General features: G+C 48.1%; 22 protein-coding genes and 2 pseudogenes. 19 read left to right on the top strand and 5 right to left on the bottom strand.

The window, feature by feature from the left end; all coding sequences use genetic code 11:
- The first annotated feature begins 12 nt into the window (after positions 1-12).
- Complete coding sequence (locus KU854_RS04160) at positions 13-651, top strand: hypothetical protein (protein ID WP_218357199.1); 639 nt, start codon at positions 13-15, stop codon at positions 649-651.
- 310 nt (positions 652-961) lie between these two features.
- Here KU854_RS04160 and KU854_RS04155 read toward each other — a convergent pair.
- Positions 962-1,117 (bottom strand): annotated as a pseudogene (locus KU854_RS04155) (IS110 family transposase); the annotation flags it as partial.
- An 89-nt stretch (positions 1,118-1,206) separates the two neighbouring features.
- On the opposite strand from KU854_RS04155, the gene KU854_RS04150 reads away from it, so the two are divergent.
- The 7 genes from KU854_RS04150 (at position 1,207) to KU854_RS04120 (ending at position 5,426) form a co-directional block, all read left to right on the top strand.
- Positions 1,207-1,824: a hypothetical protein gene (locus KU854_RS04150; protein ID WP_218357198.1), complete on the top strand. Its 618-nt coding sequence runs from the start codon at positions 1,207-1,209 to the stop codon at positions 1,822-1,824.
- A 385-nt stretch (positions 1,825-2,209) separates the two neighbouring features.
- Positions 2,210-2,500: a hypothetical protein gene (locus tag KU854_RS04145; protein ID WP_218357197.1), complete on the top strand. Its 291-nt coding sequence runs from the start codon at positions 2,210-2,212 to the stop codon at positions 2,498-2,500.
- A 138-nt stretch (positions 2,501-2,638) separates the two neighbouring features.
- On the top strand, positions 2,639-3,256 hold the full coding sequence (locus tag KU854_RS04140) for an HAD family hydrolase (RefSeq protein WP_218357196.1): 618 nt from the start codon (positions 2,639-2,641) through the stop codon (positions 3,254-3,256).
- Positions 3,257-3,316: 60 nt separating this feature from the next.
- Positions 3,317-3,829 (top strand): GNAT family N-acetyltransferase, encoded by a 513-nt coding sequence (locus KU854_RS04135; RefSeq protein WP_218357195.1) that lies wholly within the window; start codon positions 3,317-3,319, stop codon positions 3,827-3,829.
- Positions 3,830-3,869: 40 nt separating this feature from the next.
- Complete coding sequence (locus KU854_RS04130) at positions 3,870-4,199, top strand: DMT family transporter (RefSeq protein ID WP_218357194.1); 330 nt, start codon at positions 3,870-3,872, stop codon at positions 4,197-4,199.
- Between the two features lie 245 nt (positions 4,200-4,444).
- Positions 4,445-4,909, top strand: coding sequence for a hypothetical protein (locus KU854_RS04125; RefSeq protein ID WP_218357193.1), 465 nt, complete (start codon positions 4,445-4,447; stop codon positions 4,907-4,909).
- A gap of 55 nt (positions 4,910-4,964) precedes the next feature.
- Positions 4,965-5,426: a hypothetical protein gene (locus KU854_RS04120; RefSeq protein ID WP_218357192.1), complete on the top strand. Its 462-nt coding sequence runs from the start codon at positions 4,965-4,967 to the stop codon at positions 5,424-5,426.
- A 65-nt stretch (positions 5,427-5,491) separates the two neighbouring features.
- Here KU854_RS04120 and pyrC read toward each other — a convergent pair whose 3' ends face one another.
- Entirely contained in the window at positions 5,492-6,520 is a 1,029-nt protein-coding gene (pyrC, locus tag KU854_RS04115; RefSeq protein WP_218357191.1) for a dihydroorotase, read from the bottom strand.
- A gap of 321 nt (positions 6,521-6,841) precedes the next feature.
- Here pyrC and KU854_RS04110 point away from each other — a divergent pair, with 321 nt between their 5' ends.
- The 3 genes from KU854_RS04110 to KU854_RS04100 all read left to right on the top strand — a co-directional run bounded on the left by KU854_RS04110 (position 6,842) and on the right by KU854_RS04100 (position 8,249).
- Complete coding sequence (locus KU854_RS04110; RefSeq protein WP_218357190.1) at positions 6,842-7,423, top strand: NAD(P)H-dependent oxidoreductase; 582 nt, start codon at positions 6,842-6,844, stop codon at positions 7,421-7,423.
- 9 nt (positions 7,424-7,432) lie between these two features.
- Entirely contained in the window at positions 7,433-7,876 is a 444-nt protein-coding gene (locus KU854_RS04105) for a GNAT family N-acetyltransferase (RefSeq protein ID WP_218357189.1), read from the top strand.
- Between the two features lie 70 nt (positions 7,877-7,946).
- The gene (locus KU854_RS04100) at positions 7,947-8,249 is read left to right on the top strand and encodes a DUF1330 domain-containing protein (protein ID WP_218357188.1); all 303 of its coding nucleotides are present in this window, start codon (positions 7,947-7,949) and stop codon (positions 8,247-8,249) included.
- 46 nt (positions 8,250-8,295) lie between these two features.
- On the opposite strand, the gene KU854_RS04095 is transcribed toward KU854_RS04100, so the two are convergent.
- Positions 8,296-9,201 carry a glycoside hydrolase family 17 protein gene (locus KU854_RS04095; RefSeq protein WP_218357187.1) on the bottom strand — a complete coding sequence of 302 codons (906 nt, stop codon included), beginning with the start codon at positions 9,199-9,201 and terminating at the stop codon, positions 8,296-8,298.
- A gap of 51 nt (positions 9,202-9,252) precedes the next feature.
- Positions 9,253-10,128: a glycoside hydrolase family 17 protein gene (locus tag KU854_RS04090; protein ID WP_218357186.1), complete on the bottom strand. Its 876-nt coding sequence runs from the start codon at positions 10,126-10,128 to the stop codon at positions 9,253-9,255.
- A gap of 346 nt (positions 10,129-10,474) precedes the next feature.
- Between KU854_RS04090 and KU854_RS04085 the strand changes: the two genes are divergently transcribed.
- On the top strand, positions 10,475-11,524 hold the full coding sequence (locus KU854_RS04085; RefSeq protein ID WP_218357185.1) for an NAD(P)H-dependent flavin oxidoreductase: 1,050 nt from the start codon (positions 10,475-10,477) through the stop codon (positions 11,522-11,524).
- A gap of 68 nt (positions 11,525-11,592) precedes the next feature.
- Here KU854_RS04085 and KU854_RS04080 read toward each other — a convergent pair whose 3' ends face one another.
- Positions 11,593-13,596, bottom strand: coding sequence for a methyl-accepting chemotaxis protein (locus KU854_RS04080; protein ID WP_218357184.1), 2,004 nt, complete (start codon positions 13,594-13,596; stop codon positions 11,593-11,595).
- 472 nt (positions 13,597-14,068) lie between these two features.
- Here KU854_RS04080 and hinT point away from each other — a divergent pair, with 472 nt between their 5' ends.
- The 7 genes and pseudogenes from hinT to ycfP all read left to right on the top strand — a co-directional run bounded on the left by hinT (position 14,069) and on the right by ycfP (position 19,267).
- Positions 14,069-14,419: a purine nucleoside phosphoramidase gene (hinT, locus tag KU854_RS04075; RefSeq protein ID WP_054779007.1), complete on the top strand. Its 351-nt coding sequence runs from the start codon at positions 14,069-14,071 to the stop codon at positions 14,417-14,419.
- Positions 14,419-15,861 carry a COG3014 family protein gene (locus KU854_RS04070; protein ID WP_418885834.1) on the top strand — a complete coding sequence of 481 codons (1,443 nt, stop codon included), beginning with the start codon at positions 14,419-14,421 and terminating at the stop codon, positions 15,859-15,861. Before hinT ends, KU854_RS04070 begins: the two co-directional genes overlap by 1 nt.
- On the top strand, positions 15,861-16,247 hold the full coding sequence (locus KU854_RS04065) for a YcfL family putative periplasmic lipoprotein (RefSeq protein WP_054779009.1): 387 nt from the start codon (positions 15,861-15,863) through the stop codon (positions 16,245-16,247). The genes KU854_RS04070 and KU854_RS04065 overlap by 1 nt, the downstream gene beginning before the upstream one ends.
- A 22-nt stretch (positions 16,248-16,269) precedes the next feature.
- Positions 16,270-16,860, top strand: coding sequence for a penicillin-binding protein activator LpoB (gene lpoB, locus KU854_RS04060; RefSeq protein WP_218357183.1), 591 nt, complete (start codon positions 16,270-16,272; stop codon positions 16,858-16,860).
- A 24-nt stretch (positions 16,861-16,884) separates the two neighbouring features.
- Positions 16,885-17,733 carry a phosphotransferase gene (locus KU854_RS04055; RefSeq protein ID WP_255555388.1) on the top strand — a complete coding sequence of 283 codons (849 nt, stop codon included), beginning with the start codon at positions 16,885-16,887 and terminating at the stop codon, positions 17,731-17,733.
- Between the two features lie 19 nt (positions 17,734-17,752).
- Positions 17,753-18,607, top strand: a complete 855-nt coding sequence (locus KU854_RS04050; protein ID WP_218357181.1) for a DUF6279 family lipoprotein — start codon at positions 17,753-17,755, stop codon at positions 18,605-18,607.
- A gap of 117 nt (positions 18,608-18,724) precedes the next feature.
- Positions 18,725-19,267, top strand: a pseudogene (gene ycfP, locus KU854_RS04045) (alpha/beta hydrolase YcfP).
- The last annotated feature ends 233 nt before the right edge of the window (positions 19,268-19,500 follow it).

Raw genomic sequence — 19,500 nt, 5'->3', positions numbered from 1 at the left:
AACGGGGTAATCATGGAGTTTTTAAAACAGATAGGATTTGGTGCAATAGTCAAAGGCTTCATCATATTTTCATTTTATGGCTTTTTCACAGTAGGCTATATTTACTTTGCTCATGGTCTAGATGCTGAATTACCAAAGGGAGTAATGGCAACATTAGAAGGGCCGCTATCTCTTTACACTTTTGGTTGGCTGGCTTTGGTCGGGCTGATATTACTGTTGTTAGTTACAAAGTTCGGCTTTAGTCATATTGATATCGAAAGTCGGACACCAAAGCTGGCATTTTATTTAGCGGTTCCAATCTGTGAGTCTGCAATTGCTTTGGGTGTTGTTATTGGTGCAACATTTTTTGGTATCGCCCTAGGTGCTCATTTGTTGTCTGCAATTAACTGGACAGATATTATCTTATATCCTGTTTTCTATACTATGGCATGGGCTATGTTCGTTTTTACCTATCCAGTATGTATGCTTGTAATTTATATATTGGATCAGAAGAAAACAGTAAGACTAAACTTAAATATAGCTACAGCACTTTATATTTTGTGCGTGGTCTTGTTTTTGTATATAGGTTTACCTTGGCAGTCTGTTGTGGAGATAGGCGTAATGATGACTGTTTTGATCGGGGTATACTTGATTCTTCATTGGCGTTTATAGAAGTCATAACACATATGAGCCCTTCTCTGGTCAATAGGCAATAGCTTTCTGTTGGCTGCGCTAGCAGCCAATGCTCTCGAACAACAAAGTCGTCTACTTCGTTTTGTCATTTCCGCCATTAAGTCGTTACTTACAGCAAATACATATAGAGGGTCTATTACTGCGGTCTCACCACTGCCTGTTATTCGAGTTACAGGGCCAGACTAGGCGTCCCCAAGACACTATTCGGTTAATCTAGGCTTGAATAGCAGACCATAAGGCTTAATGCCCTCTGAATTCTTGCTCATTAATGCGCCGCAGAACACGCTTAAATACCTATACGCATAGCTGGCATATTTGCTAATGTAGTCAGCAATTTAGCGCGTGATACGGATTTATGAAGAATGACCTTTCCGCGGTCATCCACCACGTGAAGGGAAAAGTGGTGCTTGGCGAGGTCAACGCCACAAAAGAATTGAGAAGAAATGGTTACTTCTGGTATTTAATGCAACACCTAAGTGTGGAAAATCCTCGAGAGGGGGAATCCATGTCATTCATTATATTTTCGGAGGTTCTGTGAAATTAGTTGATAGCGCAGGAGTAGCAGCGATCCTCACCGCGTATTTATATTGTGTAAGTACTGCGTTTACTCACGGTTACTTCTATACGCTGGGTTTAGATAGTGATCTCCTTGATCGAAACTTTCACCAAATCATCTATTCGGGCTTGATACAAAGCTTAAATAGTTTCGTTTGGCTTGCTTTAGTAGTCTTTATCTTAGTGACAATTTATTCTACGTGGCGAGTCGCAATCAGCTACAACGTACGCAAGGGCTATAAAACTGCAAGAAAAATAGTAAGGTTTAAGAAGCGGTGTGGAATTCGCACAAAGAAACCAACTAAACTAGAAGCTCGCTACCAGCTGCACTTCAATGCTGCTGTTGGTCTTTTTATGGCGACAATAGGGTTCGTTACTCTACTTCTTATACACGAGAATGAAGGGGTCAAAAGAGCTAATTTAGTCATTGAGTCAATCCAGAATGAGCCCGAAACTACTTTCAAAGCTGAGAACTATGAGAATGAGTTAGTGTTTTTGTATTGTGGGGTGCGAAATTGTGCAGGTTATGACCCAAAAGTAGACAGGGTCGTATATGTACCTCAACAGCAGTTCTCACTTCAAAGCAAAAAAATTTAACACATATGAGCCCTTCTCCGGTCAATAGGCAATAGCTATCTTTTGGCTGCGTTAGCAGCCAATGCTCTCGAACAACAAAGTCGTCTACTTCATTTTGTCATTTCCGCCATTAAATCGTTGCTTACAGCAAACACATATAGAAGGTCTCTTACTGCGGTCTCACCGCTGCCCGCCGCCAAATTCAATGACACAGATGTAAAGATTGCGAGCATGCAGAATGATTCCACAGTAACAGCCGTGCTATTGGTTATAGAATTTCATTGAGTCTTCTTCGCTTGGTTTCGTTGCACTCCAGCGTAGCCAGTCTATATGGCTAGCAATCCCCCGTTTTTGAAATGTTTTTCGAGAACCAAAACTCACCAAGTTGGCTTTAAAAGGGTCACTTATGAAAAAGATTGTATGTACATCTCCAGCAGATAACTGGTTTCATTTTTCCAAAAACAATGGAGGAGGTAGCCACAAAGTAAATTTTATGAGGGTTGCAGTTTGGGCAACTTACGATGACGGTGAAACGGTAGGTTTGTTGGGACTAGAGAAACCCAAGTCATATTTGTTAAGCCTTCCTCCTGATCCGAAGGATGTGGCTGGAGGCTATGTACATTGGGATGATTTGAATGAGGAAGAAAAGAGGGAAGCCTTAGAGCAATGTCGTATCGTGCCTTCGTTTTACAGATGACGAGATTGGCAATGCATTAATCCCATTCGCTGATCAAACATATCCACAAAAACGGTAGCTCATACCGTTGTTTTTCCTTACGCTGCGATGAGTTAGCACATTTTATCGTCATTTTTTGCGTGGAGAATGGAGTGAGTAATGGATCCTGGCCGAATTAAAAACGTGGTGTTCGACATTGGTAATGTCGTTGTCCGATGGGCGCCGATGGAGATTATCCGGCTTACGTTTGGGGATTCCGATGATGTTGAACGTCTTGCTAAATCAATCTTTCAATCTGATACATGGTTGAACCTCAACAAGGGGCTTATCTCAGAAAGCGATGCAAAATTGCAGTTTCAGCAAACGCTTGGCCTATCTGAGTTGGAGTCGGATTCCCTTTTTTACTACGTGAAGCAAACACAGCTGTTACTCTATGGCTCGGTTGAGCTGATTCAGCGGCTAAAGTCTGCGGGGTATTCAGTGTTTGCACTGACCGACAACGTGCATGAAATCGTGTCTCACTTAAAGGCGACGTATTCGTTCTGGCCGTTATTCGAGGGCGCTATTGTTTCGGCAGAAGTGGGTTTGTTGAAGCCACAGGCGGAAATCTATCAGACACTGCTCTCCCAGTTTGATTTGCAAGCGTCCGACACGGTATTTATCGATGATATGCCACACAATGTGCAAGGCGCGGAGTCTGTCGGAATGGCAGGCATCCAGTTTTCAAATGCAGCCCAATGTGAAAACGCTTTGAAGGCTTTGGGGATGCACTTCTGAACCTTCGAATTTTGATGGCTGAGTTTACAGCCCAATGGAGAGTCAGTGGCAGGGGATAGCTTGAAAATATCACTCATTGAAAGTGGCAATATTGAAGCTTATCGGGATGCTCTCGATTTGCATCTCTCCCAGGTTTTCGGTGAAGGCAGCACATTGGTTTTGAATGATGAGTTTGTCTGTGCGGCCATCGTTGAGGACAACAACCACATTGTGGCGGCGGGGTTGGCGTATCTCCGCCTTATGAAGCAGGGAGGGAACAGCTTCGATGCAGGCATTATTGGCGGTATCGCTGTTGATTCAGAATACCGCGGGCAAGGCTTGGGTAAGGCCATCACCTCAGTACTCGACCAGTTTTTGTCATCACGTGGCGTAAATCACGCCTTTCTCTTCGCCTATAAACCAGACGTTTATCGCAGCTCAGGATATACAGAGCTAACTGCGCCTATTCACTACTATGACGTGCAGCAGCAACGTTGGAACCAGTTTGTCTACCGCGGTGGTATGGTCAAAGCGCTAAGTAGCGGTCAGCCATTAACTGACCAGGTGATAGAGTTTAACGGTTGTGTGTATTGATCGTGGCGTCGCCTGTTAACGCACTTTTCTTGGAGGTCAAATGGGGTACGTGTATCTGACCATTGCCATCATTGCTGAAGTGATTGCAACGGGGGCGCTTAAATCGTCTGATGGGTTCACCAACTTAGTGCCAAGCATTGTCGTGGTTATTGGCTATGCGGTAGCCTTCTACTTTTTATCGCTGGTGCTGAAATCTATCCCCATTGGGGTTGCGTATGCGATATGGGCCGGGTTGGGCATGGTATTAATCTCCATTGTTGGGTTGGTCGTTTTTAAGCAGAAGTTGGATATTGCCGCTGTGGTTGGCGTGTTGCTGATTATCTCCGGTGTGGTAGTGATACAAGTCTTTTCCACAACATCTGGGCATTAAAGAACCTCGTTAAATTAAATCTCTCTGAATCCTTTCGAATGTGCATGCATCTACAATTTCTGCACATCCCACAGAAACCGTAGCGTGAGCTGCGGTTTTTCATTTTAGCCTCCCCTAATCAATAAACTTTTCTGAGTTGTGAAGCGCCTGTTTTGATTGATAAAGGCCTACCATGTAATGCAATGGATTGGGTGAAAGTCGCAGAAGAGCATGCTTGCAGAAGTACGCCTTTTCAGGGAAAGAATATGAAGAAGTTTTTGAAAGTCGTAGGGATTGTGCTTGGCGGAATCGTCCTCTTTTTCGCCGCATTAGCATTTTGGTCTGTGCAGGCGATTTCCGATGCTCAAGAAAGAGTCACTCCATTTATGGAGCAGAGCGTGCCTTTAGTCGCAACATGGGATGTGAATAATTTCGAAGCGTTGTTGACGCCTGAAATGGTTGAGTCTGCCCAGAGTGAAAAAGGTCAAAAGGCATTCAAATACCTTTCCAAGGTAGGTGGACTGAAAAGTTTCAGTGCACCAAAAGTTCTCAAAGTATCGTCGATTTCCGATATCAGTGGAACGGGGACTGATATTGCGATAGTGCAGGTGAACGCGGAGTTTGATAACGGGCCGGGTGTATTCACTTTCACTTTGCTGGAAACAGATTCCGGTTACCTTATTCAAGGAATTAACTTGAACTCAGATTTCTTTTTGGAAGAGGGAAATTAGGTCTCTTTAACCGGTTGAGTTTTTATACCTTTGGGCAGTGAAGAAGTGGGTTTTTATGTGTAAGTGGTTGATTTTAATTGTTGCTGTTTTGCTCAATGGGTGCGCTTTAACCCCAAATATCGAAAGTGCGGATGAAATTGTTGGCGGTTGGGAATGCGAATCGAAAGACGATTTTGTAGGCCAAATCAATTACAGGGACAAAATCGACTACAACGCCAACGGTACCTTCAAGAAAAATTCAACGGTTGAAATTCAAATGCCCGGCAATCCTGAAACCTATGAAATCTACATTGATGGTATTGGTGGCTGGATGATGAAAGATGGACAGCTAACCGAGCACCTCAGTAAGTATGATGTCGCGGTGAGCAGCAACATCCCAGCGCGATACGCGGATGAATTTAAGAATGATCTTGATTTGCCACAAAAAGGTGTTTGGACGCTGAAACCCTTTGGTGACAACCAAGCACTGAAAACAAGCCAGTATGGGCAGAAACTGACGTGTAAAAAAACGTACTGAATCAATAATTAAAAAACCCAGCGTTCAGCTGGGTTTTCAATTCTAACGCTTGGGTCAAATGGCAGTTATTTTACTTTCCAGCTAATGCTTTCACCGGCGCGGATTGGCACGATAACATCTGAACCAAATGGCATGGTTTGCGGTACTGGCCATTCTTCTTTGGTCAGTGTCACAGTGTCACTGTTGCGCGCAATACCGTAGAAATCCGGGCCATTGTGGCTTGCGAAGGCTTCCAGGTTTTCCAGCTTACCTTCCTGTTCAAACACTTCTGCATAAAGCTCCAGCGCTGCGTGAGCGGTGTAAGAACCAGCACAGCCACAGGCAGACTCTTTGGCACCTTTTGCGTGAGGTGCGGAATCCGTGCCCAGGAAGAATTTCTTGCTGCCGCTCGTTGCGGCTTCAACCAGTGCTTTCTGGTGCGTGTTGCGCTTCAGGATTGGCAGACAGTAGAAGTGCGGTTTGATGCCGCCAACCAGCATGTGGTTGCGGTTGTACATCAGGTGATGCGCAGTAATCGTCGCAGCAACATTCTCGTTCGCGTTTTTTACGAAGTTCGCGGCATCAGCAGTGGTGATGTGCTCAAGAACGATTTTCAGGTTAGGGAAGTCGTTTACGATAGGTGCCAGAACGGTCTCGAGGAATTCTTTCTCGCGGTCGAAGATATCAACATCGTGGGTTGTCACTTCACCGTGAACCAGCAGCAACATGCCCACTTCTTCCATTGCTTCCAGAACAGGGTAGATGTTCTTCGCATTGGTCACGCCGGAGTCGGAGTTGGTTGTCGCGCCTGCCGGATACAGCTTTGCGGCAACCACGGCACCAGAAGCCTTGGCTTTGCGGATTTCATCAGCAGAAGTGTTGTCGGTCAGGTAGAGCGACATAAGAGGTTCAAATTGCTCAGAAGGCTTTTGCGCCATGATGCGTTCGCGGTAAGCAAGCGCCATTTCGGTGTTGGTAACAGGAGGAACTGTGTTCGGCATGATGAGCGCGCGACCATTGTAGCGGCTGATATCGCGGACGGTATCGGTAAGTACTTCACCATCGCGCAGGTGAACATGCCAGTCGTCAGGGCGAGTAATTGTTAGTGTGGTCATTAAGGCGTCCCTCCATAGCTAAAATATCGGATTGGCGCCTGTTGGCAAGGAATGTGAGAAAAAAGCAAACGCTTGCGCTCAGGCGGCAGGATGATAGAGGAAAAGGGCTTTTATTTCATCTTCTTTCTCGAATTAATGCCAACAGGCCAACTATCACCTTTGCATTTTCTTTGAATAAAATCAGGAGCATTGAGGTTTGATGTGCTGGCGTGATCGGAGTCTTAAAGTATCCATTTCACCATAAATCAGCCGCTGGAATGTTTGACTTCATAGGTTGCTATGTTCAGCCTGAGTGTCGCAATGTTTGACAGGGAGTGGGACATGAAGTGTCTAGTGGTGCTATCGCACCCGTTAAAAGAAAGCCTGTGCAGCCATCTTTGCCAACAGACCATCGAGCATCTTGAAGGCAAAGGTTATGACATTACCTTGCTTGACCTTTACGAAGAGAGCTTTGATCCTGTGTTGAGTGCGCAGGAAAGACAGAGCTACTATGCCGACAATTTTGACCGAAGCCAGCTTAACAAGGAGCTGGAGCAGTTGGTTGAAGCCGAGTCGCTGGTGCTTGTTTTTCCGACCTGGTGGTTTAGCTTTCCCGCGATGCTAAAGGGCTGGATTGACCGGGTATGGGCGCCGGGCTATGCCTATGATCATGATGCCGCGCTTGGTGCAATCAAACCGAGGTTACACCGCCTGAAAGAAGTGAAAGTGGTGACGACACTTGGATCGCCTTGGTGGGTAGATAACCTGGTGATGCGCAAACCGGTAAAACGTGTGTTGAAAACCGCAATTTTAGGCGCGTGTGCGAAAGATTGCCGGGTGACTTTCCTGTCGCTCTATAACGCAGAAAAGGCGAGCACGGAGAAAGTCGATAAGTTTGTCCGGAAGATAAAAGCCAAGTTCTAAGGAGTGGGAATGGAAATCCGCAAAGTAGTGTTGAAGGATTTGGAAGCTGTGCAGCAACTGGTTAACGCGGTGTCAAAACTCGATGTGATGCCATTGCTCAATGAACAGGGGCAAGAAGAGTATAAATCTCGCGTATTGCCAGATCTCGCCACTACCTTCGATGACTCACGTTTTTACACTGTGATCGCCTTGAACGACGATGTTGTCATCGGCTTTGCTGCGCTGCGGGAAGGGAACTACCTGACACACCTTTTTGTATCCAAGTCCGCGCAAGGCGCTGGGCTGGGTAAAACGCTGCTGAATCATGTATTGGCAACTACTGAGGCTAAAGAAATTTCACTTCGATCTTCGCTGAATGCATCGTCGTTTTATGCATCTCAGGGCTTTGAGACAACAGGGGATGAAGCGGCGTTTAACGGTATCCGTTTTGTGCCAATGAGACTGGTCAGGTAGCAACATTTATCCCGAAAAAGGACTCGTCGGTCTAAGCTGGATCGCATCGTAGTCCGATGGACGCAGAACCATGAAAAAAGCGTATGGCATCGTCAATATCTTGAATATTTCCGATCAAACCAAGTTTGCTGAGTACGTGAAAGGACATATCCCGACTATTGAGCAATATGGTGGCCGATTTCTGGTAAAAGGTGCAGTGGGTGAAGCACTGGAAGGTGAATGGGAGAGCACGCGTATGGTTGTGCATGAATTTACCAGTATCGAGCAATACAAACTCTGGTATAACTCGGAAGAATACAAACCTTGGAAGGCACTGCGTCAGTCCTGTTCTGATGTGAAGGTCGTACTGGTAGAAGGCTGTATTGATTTCTAACCAGGCGTTTGAGAAGAGAAAAGGGCGGTCAATCCGCCCTTTGTTGTTAACCATAGAGTGATTGCATCACCAGTTTTGGCGTGCGATCCACTTTGAACAAACCCCAGTGTTTTTCTGGCTCCTGCGGGTGCGCATCACCTTTCCATGGCTCATCGAACGCTTCAAAAACGAAGGTGAGGATCTTCTCTTTGCGCGTCCATTCCAGCAGCTGATCGTAATATTGCGCCTGAAGATCTTCCGAAGCATTCCACGGCTCAATACCCCGCCCGTTTGAGGCAGTCGCCCAGCCCGCTTCGGTGATCACCACCGGTTTATTTGGATACAGTTCAGCAACAGCAAGGTAGTTCTGCTTTGTGTATCCCAGTGCATCATCAATGGTTTTGTATTCCCAAACCGGATAGGTATGCAGGGAGATAAAGTCCACAGCTTCCGCCAAGGGAGCGAGTTTGTTTGTCCACGGAACATAGTTTTCACAGAAGGTGACGGGCTGCGAGATTGCCGCCTTCACCTTGTTGACGTGTTCAACCAGTTTTTCAACGGAGATCAGATGATCGCTCCATTCGACGCTGGCTTCATTGCCCACCGACACATAGCCGACGATGTCAGGGTAGGCGTTCGCCAACTCTATTAAGCGGTCAATTTCTTCTTCATTGTGCCGGCGGTTTTTTTCCAGCGTTTCTTCGCTGAATTCTGCACCCCATGGGCATTCAGGGTTGCTCATTTCAGCTGCGACATCTGCGCCCAGCATCACCTTGAAATCGAGCCCTTCGTCTTTGATTACCTGCAAAACCAGTTCGGCGTGGGTGCTGCAGTCATACAAGCGCAGTGCTGACCAGTTTGGCGCAAGAATGTGTAGATCTTCTTTGATTTCCTGATAGGAAGGATAAATTCCTTGTCTAGGGTCTTGTCCTTCGCGGTAACCTGAGTAGCAAATAGCGTTTCTGTATTCCATTGTGCGTCTACCTGTTTGTTCTTCCTGTTTGATTTGGCTGCTCATGAAAAATCATTCTTTGTATTTGAAGTTGCCGTCTTTGTCCCAAAGCCCCCAATACGCGCCCACCGCGCCTTCTTTTTCGACTTTCCAGGCCTCGTCGAACGATGAAAAATAGAACACATCAATGTTCTCTTCATCCGCCCAGTTGTAGGTATCGACGAAGTATTTAAGGGCATTTTCGAGAGAGGGGATTGCGCCACGCTCGGCAATGCCTTCGTTCGGCCAGCCTGTCTCAGACACAATGACGGGTTTGCCTTTCCCTGCTGCAATGGCGCGGCGGTACATCTCTTTCATGTAGGGAACAGCAAACTGCTCTGGGCAGCCTTCCCAGAAGGGGTAGCAGTTGGTCAGGATGACCTGGCAGGCATCCGCGACGCGCGGAAAATCTTCGAATAGAAAATACGCATCAACATAGCCGACGGGTGTATTCGGCAGGGCATCCTTGGCTTGTTCGATATACCCAATGAGCGCATCCTCAGACATATCACCACGAAGCAACACTTCATTTCCGACACCGAGAATGTCGGCACTACCTTCCTGTGCCAAGGCAATGGCGTTTTGCATTTCAACGTCATTTTTTTCCATTTCGCTGCCGAGCCAAACGCCCACCATGGTTTTCAAACCATACTCTTTGGCGATACGCGGAATATGCTCATTCCCCTCGGTGCAGGAAAAGGTTCGAATCCATTTCACGTAGGGCGCAATGATTTGCAAGCGTTCGTGAATTTGGGCTTCAGTGACCTGGGTTCCTGGCCCTTGTCCATCGACATAAGGGCTAAAACAAATGCCGTGAATCTTACTTTCTACGCGATTGCGGGTTTGCTGCTTCAAATGGCTGAGCCACTCTGCTCCATGCTGCTCAACCCTGATAATTTTGCTCGACACTGTGAATACTCCATGTGGTCGTTCATCTAGCGATGTTTTGCGTTTTTAGTTATCTGTCTGGCTTTCGTTTCTGTTTCTTACACCGAAAAGAAAGCGCTTTCTTTTTGATTTATGCCACAAGAATCCTGCGTGATGATTCGCAAAAATGCGAAGGTGAATCTGGATCACAGTTCTAGCGGCGTTGGATCGGTTTGGCTCGTCGGATTGTTTGAGCACCAAGTCATCCTTAAATGGCCTGTGTTGTTTTGGCGGTATTTACGTGCAAGATTGAGGGATATCCCCAAACGACCTGAATCCTGCATCTTTAGGTTGTTTGGGTATAAACCAATCACAAAGGATCAGTGAGATGAAAGGCAAAGCGTTCGCAGAATGGTTGGGTGTGGCGATACCCATGGTTCAGGCGCCTATGGCCGGAGTGCAGGATAGCCAACTGGCATTGGCTGTCAGCCGTGCTGGCGGTTTAGGCTCCATTCCCTGCGGCATGCTCAGTAAAAACGATATCGTTACGGAAATAGAAAGGTTTAAAGCGGCGTCAGACAAGCCATTTAACCTGAATTTCTTTTGCCATCAGGAACTGCCTTTTGATGCAGAACGCCATGCCCAATGGCGGCAGCAACTGTCAGGCTATTTCGAGCGCTTTGACATTGATGAAAGCACCTTTGGCAACAAAGCCAGTCGACTGCCATTCAGTGACGAGATCGCGGATGCCATTGCTCCATATTCGCCGTCAGTGGTGAGTTTCCATTTTGGTTTGCCGGATGAATCCTTGCTGGCAAAAGTCAAAGGGTGGGGCGCGAAGGTGTTTTCATCTGCAACAACGGTTGAAGAAGCAATCTGGCTGGAACAAAACGGCTGTGATGCCGTGATCCTGCAGGGTGTGGAAGCGGGTGGTCACAGGGGGATGTTTTTAACCGCTGATCTTTCAACACAGCTGCCAATCTTTGAGCTGCTGCAGGCGGTTTCTACCCGGGTTTCTTTGCCGTTAATCGCCGCTGGAGGCATTGCAACGCGGGAGGATGTTGTCCGGGCTTTTGACCTGGGTGCCAGTGCTGTACAGATAGGGACAGCCTTCCTGCTGTGTGACGAAGCCAAAACGTCGGCGCTGCACCGTCAGGCGTTAAAATCGGCCAAGGCTAACCATACCGAGATCACCAATATTTTCTCTGGCCGTCCAGCGCGGGGCATTGTCAACGGTGCTATGTCAGGGCTGGGGAGTGTGCGGGAAGATGCGCCGTATTTTCCGTACGCATCGATAGAAATGGGACCTTTGCGCGCCGCCGCGGAAAAGCGCGGCAGTGACGAGTTCACGCCACTTTGGTCGGGGATGAACAATGGACATTGCAAGGAAACCAGTGCGGCTGACATTACCCATGCGCTGATGGGCATCCACGATTAAGTTGGTATAGCCATAAACGACAAAGCGGGCTCGGGGCCCGCTTTGTCTGTTTTACGGCAAAGAAATATCTACACCGTGAATTTGTGTACCAGTTCGTTTTGGTTCACGGCTTGTTGATCCAGACGCTGGCTGGCACCTGCAACGTCCTGCATCGCGGTGTAGCTGTTGTCGGCAATGTAGGAAATATGCTCAACGTTGCGAGCAATATCGGCAGAGGTTGTGCGCTGCTCGGCGGCAGCTTGCGCAATCTGGCTGCTCATGTCGCTGATCATCATGATGATGGCTTCAATTTCTTCCATCGCTGAGTTGGCGTCTGAAGCCTGTGCCACGCTGTTGCTCATTTCTGTCACGCACTCTTGCATCACCTGAACAGCTTCACGTGATTGCGACTGCAGCTTGCTGATCATCTCTTCGATTTCTGATGTGGAATCTGATGTGCGCTTGGCCAGCACACGCACTTCATCGGCAACCACAGCAAACCCGCGGCCTTGTTCACCGGCGCGTGCGGCTTCAATGGCAGCGTTGAGTGCCAGCAGGTTGGTCTGGTCGGCAATATTGCTGATCACATCCAGAATGGTTTCAATGTTGGCTGACATTTCCTGCAACGACGAGACTGCGGCCACCGACTGATCCAGGCGTGTAGATAGCTGGTGGGTGGTGCTGATATTGCGGGTCATGATTTCGCGGCCTTTCGTTGCTGCGTCACTCACTTCCATGACTTTGTCCATGGTGTGCTGGGCGCTGTTTGCAACGTCCTGAACCGAGTGTTCCATTTGTGTCATGGCTGCGGCAACCGCCGTTGTCTGTTGGCGTTGCTCATTGAGCTGGGCTTTTGCGGTTTGGGTGGTGGACTGGTTTTCCGCCGCCACTTGCGCCTGCTCTTCGGCAGCGTCTTTCAGCTGACGCAAAATGCCCTGAAGGTTGGATGCCAAGGTGTTGATGTGGTCAGCAAGTTGGCCGAATTCGTTGTGTTCGTTCACTTCAATGCGTTTGGTCATGTCACCTTGCGTGAGTGCCTCAAGCACGGTCAGTGTGCTTCTCAGCGGTTTGCGTACACTGCGTGCAATGTGCCAGCCGATAAAAACAGTGATTGCCAGAATCAGCACACCGATCAGGATGGTCTGGCGCACACCGTTTGCAAATGACTCGTTCGCCTGTTCTATAGACTCAGCCATCACAGATTCTGCCTGACCACGGAACTGTTCCAGAATCGCCATGGTTTTGTCCACTTCGGCGGCCAGGTTGGCGATGTTGGTGTAAAGCTCTTTGGTAGCAACCAGGTACATGTAGTGCTGGTCCAGTACGCCGCCTTCACGGCTTACGTCGTGCGAGAATGCGTCCAATTCTTTCTGGAATTTTTCTTTCAGCTCAGGCAGCTGTGATGTGAGCGAGCGGAAAGAGTAATTCAACTGGTTCACACTGCGTTTGTTTTCTGCAATGGCTTTGGTGACATCATCCAGGTTACTGCTTGCCAGTGCGTCAGAGGTGTGGATTTCTGTTTCCTGCAGCTTTTTGAAATACGTTTTAGAGATGATTTTCACTGTGGTGTTGCCATTGTTGGCAACAAAGTCCTGCATGCCCAACGCCAAGGCTGTGTTCATTCGCTGGAATTGGCGAGCGGCTTTCACACCGGCGTCTTTTGCGGTTTGCTGGCGCTGGTAGTTGGCGATGGCGATTGACGCTTCAGCAAAGTAACGGTTTTCCACTTCGCGCAGTGCTTCCAACTGGCTGGTAAGCTCTGCGTTTTGTGATGATGCGTCGTAGAGGTTCGTCAATGCGCTGTCGAATTTTTCCCTTGCGGCTTCAAAGTTCTGCAAAACCTGTTCGCTCTGTGCACCGTTACTGCTGGTGAGATAGTCTTTGAAAATCTTGTCTGCGGTTAGCAGGCTAACGCTGGCTTCATTTGAGAGGTTAACGAACGGGAGGGCTTCTGAGGTGACGGTTTCGAGCTGTCCATGGATAGTTTGTGAGTTGTTTAGGTTGAGTGTATTGGTGGCAATTAAGCTGATTGCGAGTACTGCAAAACCTGCGTAGACGCGTCGAATCACTGAACTTTGTCGTTTTTTAGCCATTTGTATCCCTCCCACCGACCATAGGTCGATGTATCCCCTGAAAATAGAGCTCAAAGTTGAAAGAAAAGAAGCTCATAGAATGTTGGTGCCAATGGTTTAGTGCGGTATGCGTTTGTTCTGGCTCGTGAACACGCATTTGCTTTCTACCACATTGATGTTTTTATCATCCGCAAGTATTTCAAAAACTTTATGTTTGAATAGCTGTGTGGTTCCGACTCTTTGAAGTGATGCGCAAATTTGCTGACTAAGTGGTTAATAAACGACAGGTGGCTGATGAGTCCGGCTGGTTGCTGGGTGATTTTTCACCAATTTCGCGATGTGGGGTTTTCTTGAGGCAATTGGCGCTTTTAAAACATTGTTCATTATTGCTCAACGCACGGGTCTCTAGCATACTGATACACAGCCACTGCTGAAGCAGGCATCCAGAGGTGGCTCAACGTATTCATTCAAAATCATTCATTTGGAGTTGCCCGTGGCCGAAGAAACCATTTTCAGTAAAATCATCCGGAAAGAAATTCCCGCTGACGTGGTTTACCAAGACGATCTCGTCACAGCATTTCGCGACATCAATCCTCGTGCGCCAAGCCATATCCTGATTATTCCGAATAAGCTGATCCCAACGGTTAACGACATCGAAGCTGATGATGAAGCCGCGATGGGACGTATGTTTACCGTAGCGCGTAAACTTGCAAAAGAAGAGGGGATTGCCGAAGAAGGCTACCGCCTTATCATGAACTGCAACAGCCATGGCGGTCAGGAGGTTTACCATATCCACCTGCACCTGCTTGGTGGTCGACCATTGGGACCGATGCTCATCGGTTAATGATCGCTTATATCAAACGGGCCCGACCCCGCCGGAATCGGGCTCTTTTTATCTCTCCCGCTAAGTTATTGGTTGTCTGCCTGAGCGCATCGCTCGCAGGCTGCGCCAATTTATCTGCGCAATCACTTTTCAGTCATTATTCAGCAGCGTTGCAGGCGCCACATACGCTGACGGCGGCTGGCGAATACCAGCAAGCGCTTGATGAACTGCCGGATACACCGGACGGTGATATTCTCGATGGCATGGAAAAAGGCCGCATAGCCCTTTTGGCCGGTGATCCTGCGTTGAGTAAAGAAGCGTTAGAGAAGGCGGACAATGCGGCTACGGAGCAGCAAAACGCGGCGATCATTCAGTTGTCAAATGGCGTGAATCAGTTGGGGGCACTTGTCACCAATGACAATATGATTGATTACGTACCTGCGGATTATGAGCTGGGTTTCCTCCACCTTTACCTGACGCTGAACTACCTTCAGCAGCACGATTTGCAAGGTGCACTGGTGGAAGTGCGGCGCGCGAATCTGGTTCAGGAGCGTGCACGGAAAATCCGTGAACGTGAGCTTGAGGACGTGCAGCAAACTGCAACGCAAAACGGTATCAGTGAAAATGTCGGCGCTGTGCTTTCACGTTATCCCGACGTGGGTAGCAAATTGGGTACAGTTCAGAACGCATACCTTTTTTACCTGTCCGCGTTGCTGTATGAAGCAGAGGGAAACCTGAACAGCGCGTTTATTGATTACTCCAGGGCGTTGGCGGTAGAACCGGAAAACCGTTATGTGGCTTATGCTGTCATGCGCATCGCCTATCGTCAGGGGCGCGGTGATGCGTTGGCAATGCTGGAAAAAAAATACGGCAACTATCAACCGCCGGGCAAAGACAAAGGCCAGCTGGTTATTCTGAACGAGCAGGGCATTGTGAATGCGAGGGCGTTCTGGCGTTTGCCTCTTTGGCTTACCGACAGCCGGGGCTATGTGGAATCACACACGGTCGCGTTGCCATACTACCCTTCAATGAGTGTTGGAGCGCAAAAAGCACTGGTGGTGCAAGGTAGCCTTGTTAAACCTGCTGAGTTGGTGAACGTTAACCGCATGGCTCAGAAGGCGCTCAACGAAGCCATGCCATCCATGGCGGTGAGACAAATCCTGCGCGTTGTGGCAAAAAATGAAATGCGCAAGTCTTTGGCAGAGCAGGATGAAAGTGGTATCGGCAGTTTGGTGGTGAGCATCTTCAATGCGCTGAGCGAACAGCCAGACACGCGGAGCTGGCAGACATTGCCGGAAAGCGTCGGTATTTTCAGTGGTTATTATTCAAAAGGTCCACTTTCTGTTCAGGCAGAAGGACAATATATAAATGTAACGATTGAACCGGGACAAACCACCTTGTTGTGGGTATCACGACAGGGGAACAAACTGGTTCATTGGAAGGGGATTTTAGGAGGCATATGATGAAATATGCGATGATTTTGTTGTCAGGTGTGTTGCTGTTGTCTGGCTGTGCCAATCAATCAGCGGGTATCAGTATCGACAGCAGCAACCAAAATGTAGTGCTCGGCAGTTCTGTCCTGGGCAAAAAGCTGGAATTTGGCAACGCCAAAACCAGTACCGTCAATGACCGTCTGCTGGCGCAGGTGGACGTAACTAATAAAAGCGGTGAAACGCAGAATCTGCAGTATCGCTTTAACTGGTACGATGCACAGGGGCTGGAAGTGGACAGCGGTAAATCACCATGGCGTCAGTTTATCGTCTATGGCGGTGAAACCGTGACGCTCCAGGGTGTAGCGCTGAATCCGGATGCGAAGAATTTCCGCATCTCATTACGCAATATTCAATAAATAACACAAAGCAGGTAGGCGAATGAAAAAGAGTCTTATTGCGCTGATGGGCGTTGCCCTCATCATGGGCGGTTGTGCCAAACAGGTCACCTACGGTGATGCGCAGGAAGTGGAAACCACAACCATTGAATTCGGTTCAACAGATTTGCAGAGAATCGCTGTCGATATGACTGACAGTATGTTGTCATCCGGTGCCGTTGCGGCGATCACCCGTGACAGCCGTCCGATTGTCTTCGTCGAGTCAGTAAAAAACAAAACCGCGGAACACATTGATACTGAGTCCATCACAGACAGTATCAGCACCCGTCTAATCAATTCTGGTAAGTTCCGTTTTGTAGATATGACGCGCGTTGAAGCGGTTCGCAAGCAACTGGATTTCCAAAATAACGATGCGCTGGTCAACCCGGGTACTGCGATTCAGTTCGGTAAAATGGTCGGTGCGCAGTACATGCTTTACGGCAACCTTTCCAGCATCACCAAGCGCGATGGCAGCGACGAAGATGTTTATTACAAAATGACCATGCGTCTGATGGATCTCGAAACCGGTCTGATCGAGTGGGCTGACGAAACCGAAATCCGTAAGAAACAGTCAAAAGCGATGCTTGGTTGGTAAGACGGTTCATAAATACACCGAGTAATGATTTTGTCGCAGTTTGACGATATCGACATGGCCGCAGTCGCAGAAAGACTGCGGCCTGATTTTATTATTACCCACGCAGAATATCTCAGCGGGGGATTGAGTAACCGCTGCATGAAACTGACCGCAGATACCGGCGAGCAGTTTGTCTGGCGGCCACAAGCAGCATCAACCGCAGCGTTTGGCCTCAGTCGGCGGGATGAGTACAACACGCTATGCATTGCATCTGGCGCGGGGTTAGCGGGGGCACCAGCAAAACTTTACCCTGAAGGGCTGCTAAACCACTGGCTGGAAGGCGATGTGCTGGAGCATGTTGATGCTGGATTGGCAGCGAACCTTGCAGCAAAGGTACATGCCTTGCCATTGCTGGGGAACGCATTTGATCCTTTCGATAAAGGCGTGGGGTATTTCAGCCAGCTTTCAACCCATTCAAAAACCGCCGACCTCTGCGCAGTGCACCAGTATTTCCAGCAGCACCGTTTTGTAACTAGCCTTGCAATGACGACGTGCCACTATGATTTGGGATACTACAATCTGATTCGCCAGCCCGGTGGGGAACTGCAAATCATCGATTGGGAATATGCAGCACTGGGTGACCCATCCTTTGATTTAGTAATGACGTCCTTGGCAAATGACATCGAACTTGAAACCTTGGTGAACCATTACTGTCAAAATAGACGTATTGAAAATGTTGAACAGTGGCAAACCTATTGTCAGCGCTGGTTGCCGGTTGCCCAGTATCTGGGTTTGCTCTGGTTTGCCCTCGGGTTTGAATTGTACGGCTACGACCTTTACCAAGAACGCCGCGACTTATACCTCTCCCAGTTAATGGAGTACGTGGAGAGTTAACTGCACAGGAGAGAGGCAGATGAAGACGTTTAAGCTCCTTTTTCGTAAACATATTCTGCTTCCTCTCTTCACACTTTTTTTCCTTTCTGCCTGCGCCAACCAGTTCGCCTATAACACCCTGCCTTTCTGGATAGACTATTACCTGTCTGACTACGTTGATATGACGCCGACACAACAGGCGCGGTTTGACCGAGATTTGGAAGCATTTCATCAATGGCACCGCAACGTGGAGCTGCCCAAAATTCAGAAGGTGCTTAACCAGTTAAACGTTGAAATGGCAAAACCTCTGAGCTACGGGAAAATCGGGGAGTACCATGAAAAGGTTAAAGCGCTCACTTTGGCCTCATTGCAGGGGTTGACCCCTACACTGGTTAATCTCATTTCTTCTCTCAGTGATGAGCAGGCGGACGCTTGGCTTAAAACCCTTAACAGCAAAATTGAAGAGCGTGTTGAAAAAGCCCAGAAAGGAACCGAGCAAGAGCAAATCGAACGCCGGCAGGACAGGTTAATAGACCAGGCAGAGGAATGGGTTGATAACCTGAACGACAGGCAGCGGGCACAGTTGCTGGAAATGGCAGGCTACCAGATCGAAATGCGTGCAGTTTTTTATGCGATACGCGACTCGTTAATCGATGAGCTTGCCAGTGTGCTGGAAAACCGTCACGCACCGGATTTGGATGTTCGCATCAACAACTATCTGGCTAACCTTGTGGCGTTCCGAAGCCTTGAGTATCAAAACGATATGGCTCTCTACCTTGCCCGCCGCTATGAACTCCTTCAGCGACTCGATCGCAATTTGAGTCAGAAACAAAGGACAGCTCTTCGTGGAAAATTGCAGGAATACAGTGACGATATCACCGCGGTGATGAATTGAGATCTCAGTTTTATCGTGCTGCCTGCCATTTAACCTCAGGAAAAATGCGTCATTGCGTGATACTATCCTTGCAAAGATAAATCGGCTAAAGCCGGTAATTAGCGAGAGGGAGTTTCCGTGATTATTTATCTTCATGGCTATGATTCAACCAGCCCAGGCAACCACGAAAAGGTCATGCAACTTCAATTCATTGACCCGGACGTCCGTTTCATCAACTACAGCACGTTACATCCCAAACACGATATGCAACATCTCTTGAAAGAGGTGAACAAGCATATGTAGCTTTCTGACGACAAAGCACCTTTGATCTGTGGCGTTGGCCTTGGTGGTTATTGGTCTGAGCGCATTGGTTTTCTCAGCGGTATCAAACAGGTCATCTTTAACCCGAACTTGTTTCCTCAAGAGAATATGGAAGGGCGAATTGACCGCCCGGAAGAGTATGCGGATATTGCCACCAAGTGCGTCGAGAATTTCCGCAGTAAAAATGCGGGTCGCTGTATGGTGGTGCTATCCCGTCAAGATGAAGTGTTGGACAACGAGCGTACCGCAAAAGAACTCGGTGAATACTACGAGATCATTTGGGATGATGCGCAAACTCACAAATTCAAGAGCATTTCCCACCACCTGCAAGCCATGAAGGCTTTTAAAGACCAGGCCTAGAAGTGGCGAAAAAACAAAAGCGTCGGGACATCCCCCGGCGCTTTTTTGCGTTAGGGGAATACTTTCACACAGCAACGCCCATAAGGCATTTTTGACTGCGCGACAGTTGATGGCATTTTGCGACCATTTTGGTTGATTTCGCTGCAATTAGTGTGAATGAAGGATTTAAAAATTGATTGAGATCAAGTGAGCTGTATAATGGATTCAACAAAAATGAGGTGTTATCAAAAAAA

The sequence above is a fragment of the Enterovibrio paralichthyis genome, assembly GCF_019209835.1.
Classification (GTDB): domain Bacteria; phylum Pseudomonadota; class Gammaproteobacteria; order Enterobacterales; family Vibrionaceae; genus Enterovibrio; species Enterovibrio paralichthyis.
The sequence above is the reverse complement of the archived record's forward strand: the minus strand, read 5'-3'. Positions and strand labels throughout refer to the sequence as shown.

Coding starts and splice junctions, on each gene's coding strand:
- KU854_RS04160 (WP_218357199.1), top strand. CDS start 13: ATGGAGTTTTTAAAACAGATAGGATTTGGTGCAATAGTCAAAGGCTTC.
- KU854_RS04145 (WP_218357197.1), top strand. CDS start 2,210: ATGAAAAAGATTGTATGTACATCTCCAGCAGATAACTGGTTTCATTTT.
- KU854_RS04140 (WP_218357196.1), top strand. CDS start 2,639: ATGGATCCTGGCCGAATTAAAAACGTGGTGTTCGACATTGGTAATGTC.
- KU854_RS04130 (WP_218357194.1), top strand. CDS start 3,870: ATGGGGTACGTGTATCTGACCATTGCCATCATTGCTGAAGTGATTGCA.
- KU854_RS04125 (WP_218357193.1), top strand. CDS start 4,445: ATGAAGAAGTTTTTGAAAGTCGTAGGGATTGTGCTTGGCGGAATCGTC.
- KU854_RS04120 (WP_218357192.1), top strand. CDS start 4,965: ATGTGTAAGTGGTTGATTTTAATTGTTGCTGTTTTGCTCAATGGGTGC.
- pyrC (WP_218357191.1), bottom strand. CDS start 6,520: ATGACCACACTAACAATTACTCGCCCTGACGACTGGCATGTTCACCTG.
- KU854_RS04110 (WP_218357190.1), top strand. CDS start 6,842: ATGAAGTGTCTAGTGGTGCTATCGCACCCGTTAAAAGAAAGCCTGTGC.
- KU854_RS04105 (WP_218357189.1), top strand. CDS start 7,433: ATGGAAATCCGCAAAGTAGTGTTGAAGGATTTGGAAGCTGTGCAGCAA.
- KU854_RS04100 (WP_218357188.1), top strand. CDS start 7,947: ATGAAAAAAGCGTATGGCATCGTCAATATCTTGAATATTTCCGATCAA.
- KU854_RS04095 (WP_218357187.1), bottom strand. CDS start 9,201: ATGGAATACAGAAACGCTATTTGCTACTCAGGTTACCGCGAAGGACAA.
- KU854_RS04085 (WP_218357185.1), top strand. CDS start 10,475: ATGAAAGGCAAAGCGTTCGCAGAATGGTTGGGTGTGGCGATACCCATG.
- KU854_RS04080 (WP_218357184.1), bottom strand. CDS start 13,596: ATGGCTAAAAAACGACAAAGTTCAGTGATTCGACGCGTCTACGCAGGT.
- KU854_RS04070 (WP_418885834.1), top strand. CDS start 14,419: ATGATCGCTTATATCAAACGGGCCCGACCCCGCCGGAATCGGGCTCTT.
- KU854_RS04065 (WP_054779009.1), top strand. CDS start 15,861: ATGAAATATGCGATGATTTTGTTGTCAGGTGTGTTGCTGTTGTCTGGC.
- lpoB (WP_218357183.1), top strand. CDS start 16,270: ATGAAAAAGAGTCTTATTGCGCTGATGGGCGTTGCCCTCATCATGGGC.
- KU854_RS04055 (WP_255555388.1), top strand. CDS start 16,885: ATGATTTTGTCGCAGTTTGACGATATCGACATGGCCGCAGTCGCAGAA.
- KU854_RS04050 (WP_218357181.1), top strand. CDS start 17,753: ATGAAGACGTTTAAGCTCCTTTTTCGTAAACATATTCTGCTTCCTCTC.